The sequence below is a fragment of the Brevibacterium sp. ZH18 genome, from assembly GCF_022748595.1.
Classification (GTDB): domain Bacteria; phylum Actinomycetota; class Actinomycetes; order Actinomycetales; family Brevibacteriaceae; genus Brevibacterium.
The window spans coordinates 41204-53587 of record NZ_JALDSX010000006.1 but is presented as its reverse complement, the minus strand read 5'-3'; the positions used below and the strand labels follow the sequence as shown (position 1 = coordinate 53587).

Below are 12384 nucleotides of genomic sequence, written 5' to 3'. Positions count from 1 at the left end.
ACGTGCGCTGCACTGTTCTCCTGACCGCACGTATTGGCCGCTACTGAGCAGCCAACGCCAGCGCGCGACGCCCCACCAGTTGCGGTTCGCGCCTGGCCCGTAGATGCGGGTGATGTCGTCGTTCCTAGTCACCTCTTTTTGCGGTTAAGTGCGGCAATCACGGCGCGTGCATCGTCGCGCCACAGTTCACGGATCTCTTCGGGCGGCATTTCCCACGTGACGGGCTTCTCTGCGGGCCCGTGGTTGCGATCCCAAATCACCTCAGCTGCTCGTTCCACTGATTCCGGCGTTTCCAGGGTTGATCGTTGCTGTGTTGCGCTTTCCTAGAACCATCTGCTTTGTTTCTCACTTGAGCCGAGTTCGTAGGCTTTCGCTGCTGCTTTGTCGTCCCAACTCATGCGTTCTCCTTATGGCTACCGAGTTCTTGCTTGGATGAGTTCGTGGAAACCTAGGACTTCATTGCGGTCACTTCGGCCTTCATCGTGCTAGTTGCGCTGGGCGCCGCGATCCTGACCGAACGCGCTCAGCTCGAAAGCCGCGAAAGGGAACGCCGCCTCGACACGTGGCGGGCGGTGAATTTCCGGAAGTTGGATAGCAAACCGGGGGCGATCCATACGTCAGACCAGATCAACACTGCTGGTACACGTCTGCGTACCCGTCGGGACCATAAACTCCACGCCGGGCTCATCCGTGACGGTTAGCTCCTTGCCTAGCTGACACTCGGCCTGGACCGTTACGACATCTCGTGGACGGCGAATGCGCTAGAAGGAGACCCGAACAAGATAATCAAGGACTTCCTCCGCCACCACAGGGCTCTGCCCATCGATCATGCCTGCCGGGGAGTCGACTGGCCGCTCTACCGGCAGACCCAGGCGACCAAGGATCGCTGGCCATTCGTCACAGCCGCTGCGTGGGAGAAGAAACCCGACCGCGTCATCGAGGGGCCAGAGACTGGTCGTCGGGAAACAACGTCACTGATGTATTCGTCGTCATTCAGCATCGAGGAGGGCAACGGGCTTCAGAAGGCGTGGGGTGGCGAATCACGGCGAAAGAGGCAGGAGTGCTCGATGGGATATGCCCTACCTATACACACATTTTGGCCTATAACCCCTATAACCCAAAGCCTGCGAAAAACCCCTGTGAATTAGAGCGAGCCCCACACCGATTCCTCGATGCGGGACTCAACCGTACCCCCGAGCAGGTTCGAACTGCCGTTTCCGCCTTGAGAGGGCAGCGTCCTAGGCCACTAGACGACGGGGGCCAATATAAACAGCTCAGAGTCATAGACCCGATGCTGTTCGCTGGGGTACCAGGACTTGAACCTAGACTAAATGTACCAGAAACACTCGTGCTGCCAATTACACCATACCCCAATGTTTTTCAAGCCAATCCCCGGAGGAATTACCCTGAGCAACGAGATATAACTCTACACAAACCCCCCGCCCGACTCCAAATCAGAGGGGCTCATTTTCGGTGTGACCTTCTTAACACTCAGCCCCTGCAGCGGCGAACACAGCCCCACCCGGGGCGAATTCAACCTCGAGCCAGGGAGATGAGACGGTCGAGCACCCGGTATCCGTCGGCGCGAAGTCCGTTGTGCTCGTACTCATTCGTCACCCACGGCTTGACCCCGCCGAGGAGGTCGGCCGTGGCCAGCGAGAACTCGGGTGGGACATACGCATCCTCGAAGTACACCGCTGCCGCGCCGCGCACCGTCGACGCCCGCAGGGCATCAACATCGTAGAGCTGGGGCCATTCGTGCTGTGCCACCAGTTGAGCCACCTCGGCGAAGGGCATCAGTTCAGGGTCCTCGGACATAGACTCCGGTCCGGCGTGCTCACCGGCCAACAGTGTCGGGTCGGCCCGCACCTCGTCGGGCATCGCCCGCCTGGCAGCCCAATCGGTGACAGTGCCGTCGGCCCAGCAGGATTCATGCACGATCGCGTAGAGCGGGTTGCGTCCGGAGAACGGCAGAGCCGCCGCCAGATCATGCCGGAATGCCGCCGAGGCGGGGTCCTGGTCGAGAAGATAGTGCAGCTTCTCGGGACCGTCGGAGGCCCCAAGGAAGTGCCCGAGCAGTCGGATGCGCTCGGCTGTCGCACGCGCCCCACCGGGCAGCGTAACGCCGCCCTCAGCCTCGGCGAGGTCGATGAGGTTTGCGAGCTTGGCACGGTCGCCGGGGAAGGCACGGTAGTACTGCTCCGACTTGCGCTTCATCCCCTCCCAGGTTCTCGCGTACACGGTGACCGGATCGGTGTCGACCGCCGGCAGACCGCCGGTGAAGTAGACCTCATCGAGCGATTTCGAGTGTGCGGAGACATAGCGCAGAGCGGTGAAGCCGCCGAACGACTGACCCAGCAGCGACCAGGTGTCCACACCGAGTGCCTCACGCAGGATCTCAGCGTCCTCGACGATCGAGTCGGCTCGATAGTGACTGAGCGCCTCGGCGATGTCCGCGGGATCGTCTCCGACTGCGTCGAGGCCGGTGATCCGACCCTCGACGGAGCCGATGGGACTCGACTTCCCGGTGCCGCGCTGGTCGAACATGACGACCTGGAACTCTTCGAGTGCACGGGCCAGCCACGTGGACCCGCCCACGGGGGTCGTCGGTCGGGGTGCTTCCACCCCGGGTCCGCCCTGGAGGAAGACGAGGTACGGCTTCTGACTGTCCGCCTCGGTGGCGGCGATCCGCGCGAAGACCTCAATGCTGGCGGGGCCGCCCTTGGGCTTGGCACTCAGCGGTGCCGCCAACGAGGCAGCTGCAGACTTCGCCTGTCCCCCACCGAAATGGTCGAAGGGAACGTCGAGGGTCACATCTCTGAAGTGCAGTCCCCCACGCCTCCAGCTCTGCTGCCTCAGACCCGACCATTGGTTCCCGCCCGCCGACTGCTTCGGACTTGTCACAGTGAGGCCGCCAGCGCACGCAGACGCGTGAGTGAGGATTCCTTCCCGAGGATCTCCATGGACTCGAACAGCGGCGGTGAGACCTTGCGTCCGGACACGGCCACGCGCAACGGACCAAAGGCCAGTCGCGGCTTGATCTCCATGTCATCGACGAGCTTCGCCTGGAGCACAGAATGCAGCGTATCGGTCGTCCAGTCCTCGACTCCTTCGAGGACCTCGATCGAGGCAGCCAGCACCTCGGGAGCCGAATCCCTGAGCGTCTTCAGCCCGTCCTCTGCCATGGTCAGCTCGGAATCGGGCGTGAACAGGAACGCGAGCAGATCAGGAGCCTCAGCGAGGAGGTTCATCCGCGTCTGGACGAGGGGTGCGGCCTGGTTGAGGATCTCCAGCTGAGCATCCGATGGCTTCTCGGGAAGCACCTCGGCGGCCTGGAGATAGGGCACCAGACGGTCGCGGAAGTCATCGGCCTCGAGGAGGCGGATGTGGTCGGCGTTGATGGCCGTGGCCTTCTTCACGTCGAAGCGGGCCGGGTTGGGCAGGACGTCGTGGATGTCGAAGGCCTCGACGAACTCCTTGACGCTGAACACGTCACGGTCGGGGCCGATCGACCAGCCGAGCAGGCCGAGGTAATTGATCATGCCTTCGGGGATGAAGCCGTTGTCGCGGTGGAGGAACAGGTTCGACTGCGGATCGCGCTTGGACAGCTTCTTGTTGCCGTCACCCATGACGTAGGGCAGGTGACCGAACTCGGGGGTCGCCTCGGCGATGCCGATGTCCTTGAGTGCTTCGTAGAGCACGACCTGGCGCGGGGTCGACGACAGCAGGTCCTCGCCGCGCAGCACATGGGTGATGCCCATGAGTGCGTCGTCGACGGGGTTGACCAGGGTGTACAGCGGCTGCCCGTTCGCGCGGACGACGACGTAGTCAGGGATGGTGCCGGGGCGGAAGGTAATCTCCCCGCGCACGAGGTCGGTGAAGGTGACGTCCTCGGCGGGCATGCGCACACGCCATACGGGTTCGCGGCCCTCAGCCTTGAAACCGGCGATCTGCTCAGGGGTCAGGTCGCGGTCGTAGCCGTCGTAGCCGAGTTTCGGGTCGCGGCCTGCAGCTTTGTGGCGGGCTTCGACCTCTTCGTTCGTCGAGTAGGACTCGTAGATGTGGCCGGCAGCCTTGAGCTTCTCGATGACGCCCTGGTAGATCTCGCCGCGCTCGGACTGGCGGTAGGGCCCGTCGGGTCCGCCCACGTCGATGCCCTCGTCCCAGTCGAGGCCGAGCCACTTCATGGCTTCGACGACCTGACCGAAGCTCTCCTCGGAGTCGCGAGCCGCGTCGGTGTCCTCGATGCGGAAGACGAACTTTCCGCCGGTGTGCTTCGCATACGCCCAGTTGAACAGGGCGGTGCGGACCATTCCGACGTGCGGGGTGCCGGTGGGTGATGGGCAGAAACGAACTTTGACGCTCACGGTAGTCCTTATGTCGTTAGGTGGTGCTGAATGTCGTGCGGTGGCTCAGGCGTCCATGACGGGGTTCGACAGCACGCCGAGTCCGTCGATGGCGATGTCGACCCGGTTGCCGGCCACGATCTGGCCGACACCCGCTGGGGTGCCGGTGAGGATGACGTCGCCAGGCAGCAGCGTGATGGTCTCGCTGAGGTGTTCGATGAGAGTCGGGATGTCGAAGATGAAGTCCTCAGTGTTGCCGTCCTGCTTGAGATCTCCGTCGACCCACGAGCGGATGCCCAGACTGTCGACGTCCATCTCGGTTTCGATCCAGGGACCCAGTGGGCAGGAAGTGTCGAAGCCCTTGGCCCGCGACCACTGCTTGTCGGCCTTCTGGATGTCGCGCATGGTCACGTCGTTGCCGGCGGTGTAGCCGAGGACGTGGTCGTAGGCGTTCTCGGCCTTGACGCCCTTGGCCACGCGCCCGATGACGACGGCGAGCTCCGCCTCGTAGGAGACGTATTCGCTGATGGAGGGCAGGCGGATCGGATCGCCGGGACCGATGACCGAAGTGTTGGGCTTGAAGAAGGTCAGCGGGCTGACGGGAACTTCGTTGCCGAGTTCGGCCGCGTGGTCGGCGAAGTTGCGGCCGACGCCGATGACCTTGGACCGCGGCAGGATCGGACTGACGAGGCGAACGTCGTCGAACTTCAGCCGCTCCCCCGTCGATTGGGCCGGAGCGAAGAAGGGATCCTGGTCGAGAACGGCGAGGCTGAGACCCGAAGTGTCCCATGTGCCGTTCTCGATCTGCGGAGCTTCGCCTTCGACGACGCCGTATTTGGGCTCATCCTGGTGCACAAATCTCGCAATACGCATGTGGCCCAGTCTAGTCAGTGCAATGCGCGCCTGGCACGCGGGCATTCCGAGCTGCGGCTGAGACACTGGGAGCATGCCCGATTCGCATTCCCCATCCGCGCCGCAGCCAGCTGGTTCGACCCATCCCACCGCGACTGCTGCGCGCACGTTGACTGCTGCGCGCACGTTCGATTTGGACGCGATCGCCGCAGGTCTGCCTGCGGCAGCCCTCATCGATGACCTCGCCGAGGCGGCTGTGGGCGCATTTCCCCGCATCGTCGTCGAAGCCCCACCCGGAACGGGCAAGACCACAATCGTTCCTCCGCTCATCGCCGAGCACATCGCCGAGCACATCGCCGGTGCCCTCGCCCGCCGGGGACAGGATGGCCGGGGACAGGACAGCCGCAGGACCGATTCGCCGACGTCTCGGGCATCTCACCTCGGCCGGGTCATCGTCACCCAGCCCCGGCGGATGGCAGCCCGCGCCGCGGCCAGGCGACTGGCAGGACTGACTGGGACCCGCCTCGGCGAGGTTGTCGGCTTCACAGTGAAGGGCGAATCCCGGACTTCGGCAGCCACACGCGTCGAATTCGTGACCACCGGTGTGCTGCTCAACCGACTGCTGCGCGATCCCGAACTGGACGGAGTCTCGGCGGTCATCCTCGACGAGGTGCACGAGCGTCAGCTCGACACCGATCTGACCTTCGCGTTGTGCCGCGAACTCATCGATCTGCGTGACGATCTCAGCCTCGTCGTCATGTCCGCGACCCTTGACGCTGCGATCTGGGCGAGGCGACTGGGCGCTGGGCCCGGTGCTGAGGCGACGCAGCTGTCCATCGCCGCCGAGGTGCATCCGCTCGACGTCCGGTGGGCCCCACCGCAGAAACGGTCGCTCGACGCCCGCGGGGTGACCTGGGACTTCCTCGACCATATGGCTCGGACCACGGTCGAAGCACTCGACCGGCAGGCGAGCGGAGACGTGCTCGTGTTCGCGCCCGGTGCGCGGGAGGTCGACGAGGTGGCTGCACGCATCACCCGCCTGCTGCCTGGCAGCGGGTCGGGTGGGGCTGAGGTGCACACTCTCACCGGTCGCACTCCGGCGAAGGAGCAGGATGCGATCCTGCGTCCGCACGTGTCCGGCGAGCGCCGAGTGATCGTCTCAACCTCGGTGGCGGAGTCTGCGCTGACGGTGCCCGGTGTGCGCATCGTCATCGATTCCGGGCTCTCAAGGGGACCCCGTCTCGACACCCGCCGACGCATGTCCGGCCTGGTCACCACGCGCGAATCCAAAGCATCGGGAACTCAGCGGGCGGGCCGCGCGTCCAGGTTGGGGCCGGGCACGGTCTATCGCTGCCTGTCCGAAGCGGATTGGGCAAGCCTGCCCGAGCACACCGCCGCGGAGGTCGCGACCTCGGATCTTACGTCCGCCGTCCTCGCGCTCGCGGTCTGGGGCGGGGACCCGGGACTGCTGCCCGATCCCATGCCGGAGGGGCCGAAGCAGCTGGCACTCGACAACCTCGTGGCCCTCGGCGCGGTTGAAGTGCCGGATCCGGCGGTCGAACTCGGTACCAGTGGCGGTGAAGGTGGCGGTGGCGGTACCGGTGGCGGTGGCGGCCGTGGGCCGGAGCAGATCACAGTCACCGATTTGGGCCGGGCGATCGCGCGGATCCCGGCTTCCGTGTGGTCGGCACGTGGACTCTTCGACGGTGCGGCCATGCTATCCCCGGGGGCCGCAGCCGAGGCCATCGCCGTCATCGAGTCCGACCAGCGCGCCCCGGGTGCGGATCTGGTCGCGACCCTGCGGAATCTGCGCCGCAGCAACGACCGACGCTTCACCCAGGACGTCAGACGATTCGCGGGACTGGCCGCTGAATTCTCCGGTTCTGGTCGCTCCGGGCAGCGCTCTTCTCTCAGCCCCGACGATCTCGGCCTCGTCGTCGCACTGTCCTACCCGCTGCAGATCGCTCGTCTGCGCAGTTCATCTGCCTCCGAGTACCTCTTGGCATCGGGGACTGCCGCCTCTCTGCCGCGCGACTCCTCCCTGCAGGGAAGCCCGTGGCTGGCGATCTCCGAAGTCGGACTGGCCGGGGGCCGCGGCGTGATCCGTGCGGCGGTCGCGATCGAGGAGGACACCGCGGAACTCGCCGGAGCAGGTCTTCTGGCCACCGAGGAGACCGCGACGTTCGACCAAGGGAAGGTGCGTGCGGTGCGCCGGAGCCGCCTCGGCGGCATCGAGCTCTCCGCCACCCCGATCAGGGCCAGCGTGGAGCTGGCTCGGTCGGCGATCGCAGCGTCGGTACGTGAGCGTGGTGCCCGCGAGGTGCTGCGCCCCAGCGAAAGCTTCGAAGAGCTGCGAGCGCGGCTGGGACTTCTCCACGCAGTCTTCGGCTCACCGTGGCCCGACGTGCGGTGGAGCCGACTGTCGCAGTCGCTGACCGACTGGTGCCCGGCGGCACTGGACCGGATCGCGAAGGGTTCGGATCCCGGCAAAGTCGATCTTGTCTCTGCACTGCGGACTCTCCTGCCGTGGCCCCAGGCCGGTCGCCTCGACGAATTGGTGCCGGCCAGCATCGAGGTGCCCAGCGGCTCGCGCATCCGCCTCGACTACCCCGATCCCGATCTCCTGGAGACGGACAGTTTGGAGACGGATAGTTCGGAAATGGATCAGTCGGAGACGTGTAATTCGGAGACGACTAGTTCGGAGGCGGACAGTTCGAAGACGGATCGCCCAGTCCCGGACAAAACTCGTGCCGCCGAGATGCAGGGCCCCGTTCTCGCGGTGAAGCTGCAAGAGTGCTTCGGCTGGCAGAGCGTGCCTGCCGTGTGCGAGGGCAGGGTCCCCGTGGTCGTCCACCTCCTCTCCCCCGCTCGCAGGCCTTTGGCCGTCACGAGCGACCTCGCCTCATTCTGGGCCAATGCGTACTCCCAGGTCAGAGCCGAGAATCGAGGACGCTACCCGAAGCATCCCTGGCCCGAGGATCCGCTGACCGCGCCCGCGATGCGCGGCACCAAGCGGTCTGGGACAATGAAGAGGTGACTTCCACCGCCTCAATGACCGCTGCCGAGACCGGCCCCAGCTCTCGCCTCGGTGCTGATTGCCTTCCTGTGGACGCCTGGCACGAACAGCGGGATGCGCACGAGGCACGGATCGCTGCCCGCACCGATGCTCACATCGCGCGGCGGATGAAGGGTGAGAAGCACCCGGTCGAGGACTTCCTCTTCACCTACTATCCGTTCAAAGTCGGACAGCTGGCCAAATGGAATCCCGGCCCGGGAGTTCGTCTCGAGCTGGGCACCGAAGCCGACACCGCCTATTTCGACCGGCGCTGGTACCGCCTCGACGAGGCTGAGAACGTCGCCGAGGTGGACGTCGAGTCCTGGCGCCATGATCGCGGCGACGGCGCCAAGTTCATCGCCTCACTGCTGCAGTCCACTCTCCATCGGGAGGCCAACTTCGGCTGCTTCGGCATCCACGAGTGGGCGATGGTCTACCAGCTCACCGACGAGCAGCGCCGCCACCAGCAGGTGCCGCTGCGCTTGAGTCCCGAACAGACCGACGCAGTCGTCGAACGCCACCGAATCCAATGCTCGCACCACGACGCATTCCGGTTCTTCACCGAGCCGGCTCGTCCGCTCAATACCCTCCAGCCGACGCGGGAGGGCATGGTCTCCAATGAGCAGCCCGGCTGCCTGCACGCGGGCATGGACCTTTACAAATGGGCGATGAAGGTCGGCCCGATCGCGCCCTCAGACCTCGTCGTCGACAGCTTCGATCTCGCTCTCGACATCCGGACTCTCGACATGGAGGCCTCTCCCTACGACCTGCGAGGCTGGGGTTACGGGGTCGTCGCCATCGAGACCGCCGAGGGCAAGGCCGAGTACATGCGGCGGCAGGAGTCGTTCTCGCGCCGAGCGCAGGACATTCGCCGACGCCTGCTCGATGCTCTGTCGAGCGTCGGAGTTCACCCTCGCTAGCGCAGTACAGGCACCTCAGCAGACCGCCCAAGGTCGGCACAACCGTGCAGCACTGTGAGATGCAAACACCCAGTGAGACGGTGCCGAATAGAGAATGAGACTGCATTTACACTGACACCGTGCGCGCAATCATCTATGACGAATTCTCTGCCCTCCCCCAGTTGCGGGACATCACCGATCCAACGGCTCCCGAGTCCGGCGTGGTCATCGACGTCGAAGCCACCGGAGTCTGCCGCAGTGACCACCATGCCTGGGCTGGCCACGATCCAACGATCACCTTGCCCCACGTTCCCGGGCATGAGCTGGTGGGTCGGATCGCCTCGGCGGGGGCCGGTGTCACGAAGTTCCGCGTCGGTCAGCGGGTGACCGTGCCCTTCGTCTGCGGCTGCGGCCAATGCCGGTGGTGCCTCAGCGGCAATGCTCAGGTCTGCCCGGAGCAGACCCAGCCCGGCTTCACCCACTTCGGATCATGGGCCGATCAGGTGGTCATCCACCACGCCGATGCCAACCTCGTCGCGGTCCCGGACGACCTTCCCGCCTCGGCGATGGTCGGTCTCGGATGTCGATTCGCCACCGCGTTCCACGGCCTTCGGGTCCGAGCCGAACTGCGCGCGGGTGAGACCGTCGCTGTGTTCGGATGCGGCGGAGTCGGGCTGTCGGCGATCATGATCGCCCGCGCCATCGGTGCCGAGGTCGTCGCGATCGACGTCAACGACGCAGCCCTCGCCAAGGCGCGCGAACACGGTGCCGCGCGAACGGTCAACGTGTCCGGCCTCAGTCCTGAGGCCACCGCCGCCGAGGTGGTCGCGCAGTTCTCGGATCAGAGTCCCGACGGTGTGGCAGTGACTGTGGACGCGCTCGGTCGCGAAGAGACGATCGCTGCCGCTGTCGCTTCGCTGGCGCCGCTGGGTCGCCACGTGCAGATCGGCCTTCTGGCTGCACCGCCGGTCGTCGACATGGGCCGTGTCATCGGTCTCGAGCTCAGCATGCTCGGCTCCCATGGGATGGCCGCGGCCGAGTATCCGGAGATGGTCGAGCTGGTGGTTCAGGGCAAGCTCCGCCCGCAGGATCTGGTCACGAATGTCATCGGTCTCGAGGACGCTCCCGCCGCGATGGAGGCACTGGGCTCGAACACCGGATCGGGGATGACGATCATCGACATGAGCCGGTGATCTGTCGGCTCAAAACGTCGCTGGGTCGACCTGTAGTTCGCTGGGTCAGCCCGCGTCCAACGCCGAACGCATCGACGCCGCGAGATCTTCAATGAGGGCGGCATCACCGCGGACCCCGGGTTCGAACGGCAGCCGGAGACGGTCCCTGCTTTTGTCCCGGTAGCGCGGAATGACGTGCATGTGGAAGTGGAAAACCGACTGCCATGCGGCTTCGCCGCAGCAGTTGAGCAGGTTCACTCCTTCGGCTCCCCACGCTTCGAAGGCATGTGTGGCGATGCGCTTCGATTCAATGGCGACGTCGGCAAGATCCTCTGGTGGAATGTCACGCAGATCAGTGCTGTGGCGCTTCGGAACGACGAGCAGATGCCCGTCCGAACCCGGTTGGATGTCCATGAACGCGAAGGTCGTCTCGGTTTCTGCGACCTTCGCGCCTGGCACATCACCTGCGATGATCCCGCAGAACAGGCAATCCTGACTCATCAGACCGTCACACCAATACGGACAGTCACACCATCACAGCCCGTCACACCATCACGGCGAGAACGATCGGAGCCTCCTGGCCGGTCCAGCGGCCCAGCAGCAGTCCCGCGTCGGACTTCTCGGCGGGCGAGTCGAGGGTGAGCTCAAACAGCATCTGAACATCTTCGGCACCAGCCAAGGGGCCCGTGCCCCACACATGTGCCACATCGGTGATCTCTTCGATCCTGTTGCCCTCATCGTCGACGCGATGCTGCTGCGCCGATGTTCCAGCGGTGGCGATCGTGTGATCGAGTCGCTGCTGGAATAGAGGGTCGCCCATCCCGGCGTAGACCCAGCGCTTGCCGAGGACGGAATGATCCATCGTCGCGATCAGATGCTTGTCGGCACCTGCCAGCGGGGCGCCGCGATACGTCACAGGCACCTGGAAGACACGGTCACCGGCACCCACGATGTGGATTTCGATCCCGACCTCTCCAGCGGGATCGTCGAAACGATACGCGCTGAGCTTCGTCAGAGCCTCCGGTGCCACGTCGGTCCCGGCCGCCCAATCCTGCTTGGTCAGCCATTCGGAGATGACGTCGAGCTTTCCGGGGGTCAGCTCGGCGTTGTAGATGTCTGCCATGTCATGCCTCTCTGCGTGAGCGGTGCGTTCTGAGTGTGTGGTGTGTTGCGGCTGCGCGGCTGGTTGTGACTGCGCCGTGCGTTGTGACTGCGCGGTCTGCGGTCAGGCCTTCCGCGTCCCGGGGATCCATTCCCCGTCGACGACTTCGTAGTCGGCGAAGATTGCCGGAGCTTCCTCACGCATGGCCTCGCCGATCTTGTTGAACACGAGACGGATCTCTTCCTCGGCACCCTTCGCGGTACGCATCTCGATGACGTGGCGCAGGGAGCGCAGGTTCGCGGTGTACACGATGCCGGTGGCCAGGCCCTCGGGTGCGAAGCGGCGCATGAAAGAGGTCATGTGCTTCTTGTGGGAGAACTTGGTGCCCTCCTCGTCGAGTTCGAAGTGCTCGGCCATCCACTTCTGGTGCTCTTCGAGGGTGTCGAGGACCTTGAGTGAGCGCTCCATGAGCTCTGAATCCTCACGAGCCCACTCGGGGAACCAGAACGGAATGTCGGCCAGGCGCACGTAGCGCAGGGACTCCTGAGAGAAAGCCGAGCCTGCGCGGTGGCGGATGAGTTCGTGGGTGAGCACTCGCGAGACATTGTGGAGAACGAACGTGAAGTTCGCGTGTTCGAGGACTGAACCGTGCTGGGACTTGATGACGTTTCCAAGGTACGAAGCCGAGTCGGTGCGCACGCGGGACACGTTCGGATTCAGTCCCGGCTCCCACGAGCGATAGCACATGCGACCGGAGAACTCGACCAGATCTTCGGCGTCCGGGGATTCTGCGTCTTCGACGCGCTCTGCCCAGGTAGATCCGCCCACCTCGTCGAGGTATGTCCTCATCGATTCCCAGTCGATGCTGGGCTTAGCGAGCAGTTCTACGGATGGTTCGACCTGGCGCATGGTTCTCCTCGTGCAGGGTGCAGTTCTGTCGGTACTGGAGTTTGATTCC

Annotated in this window: 9 protein-coding genes and 2 tRNA genes; 3 read left to right on the top strand and 8 right to left on the bottom strand. The window is 64.7% G+C overall.

The features are described from left to right. Positions 1-1188 precede the first annotated feature (1188 nt). From MPN20_RS03905 to MPN20_RS03885, 5 genes are all read right to left on the bottom strand, one after another. Positions 1189-1261 (bottom strand) — tRNA-Glu (locus MPN20_RS03905). Positions 1262-1301: 40 nt separating this feature from the next. Next, positions 1302-1373 (bottom strand) — tRNA-Gln (locus MPN20_RS03900). A 160-nt stretch (positions 1374-1533) separates the two neighbouring features. After that, entirely contained in the window at positions 1534-2814 is a 1281-nt protein-coding gene (locus tag MPN20_RS03895) for an alpha/beta hydrolase (RefSeq protein ID WP_242779737.1), read from the bottom strand. 86 nt (positions 2815-2900) lie between these two features. Then, positions 2901-4367: a glutamate--tRNA ligase gene (gene gltX, locus MPN20_RS03890; RefSeq protein WP_347566795.1), complete on the bottom strand. Its 1467-nt coding sequence runs from the start codon at positions 4365-4367 to the stop codon at positions 2901-2903. A gap of 45 nt (positions 4368-4412) precedes the next feature. Beyond that, entirely contained in the window at positions 4413-5219 is an 807-nt protein-coding gene (locus MPN20_RS03885; protein WP_242779735.1) for a fumarylacetoacetate hydrolase family protein, read from the bottom strand. A gap of 73 nt (positions 5220-5292) precedes the next feature. Between MPN20_RS03885 and MPN20_RS03880 the strand changes: the two genes are divergently transcribed. From MPN20_RS03880 to MPN20_RS03870, 3 genes are all read left to right on the top strand, one after another. Next, positions 5293-8235, top strand: a complete 2943-nt coding sequence (locus MPN20_RS03880; RefSeq protein WP_242779733.1) for an ATP-dependent helicase C-terminal domain-containing protein — start codon at positions 5293-5295, stop codon at positions 8233-8235. A gap of 146 nt (positions 8236-8381) precedes the next feature. Beyond that, the gene (locus tag MPN20_RS03875; protein ID WP_242779864.1) at positions 8382-9173 is read left to right on the top strand and encodes a 3-methyladenine DNA glycosylase; all 792 of its coding nucleotides are present in this window, start codon (positions 8382-8384) and stop codon (positions 9171-9173) included. 119 nt (positions 9174-9292) lie between these two features. Continuing rightward, positions 9293-10345: an alcohol dehydrogenase catalytic domain-containing protein gene (locus MPN20_RS03870; protein WP_242779731.1), complete on the top strand. Its 1053-nt coding sequence runs from the start codon at positions 9293-9295 to the stop codon at positions 10343-10345. A 45-nt stretch (positions 10346-10390) separates the two neighbouring features. On the opposite strand, the gene MPN20_RS03865 is transcribed toward MPN20_RS03870, so the two are convergent. The 3 genes from MPN20_RS03865 to thyX form a co-directional block, all read right to left on the bottom strand. Continuing rightward, positions 10391-10825: an HIT family protein gene (locus MPN20_RS03865; protein WP_242779729.1), complete on the bottom strand. Its 435-nt coding sequence runs from the start codon at positions 10823-10825 to the stop codon at positions 10391-10393. A 43-nt stretch (positions 10826-10868) separates the two neighbouring features. After that, on the bottom strand, positions 10869-11447 hold the full coding sequence (locus MPN20_RS03860) for a hypothetical protein (RefSeq protein ID WP_242779727.1): 579 nt from the start codon (positions 11445-11447) through the stop codon (positions 10869-10871). A 102-nt stretch (positions 11448-11549) separates the two neighbouring features. After that, positions 11550-12335: an FAD-dependent thymidylate synthase gene (gene thyX / locus MPN20_RS03855; protein ID WP_242779725.1), complete on the bottom strand. Its 786-nt coding sequence runs from the start codon at positions 12333-12335 to the stop codon at positions 11550-11552. Positions 12336-12384 lie beyond the last annotated feature (49 nt).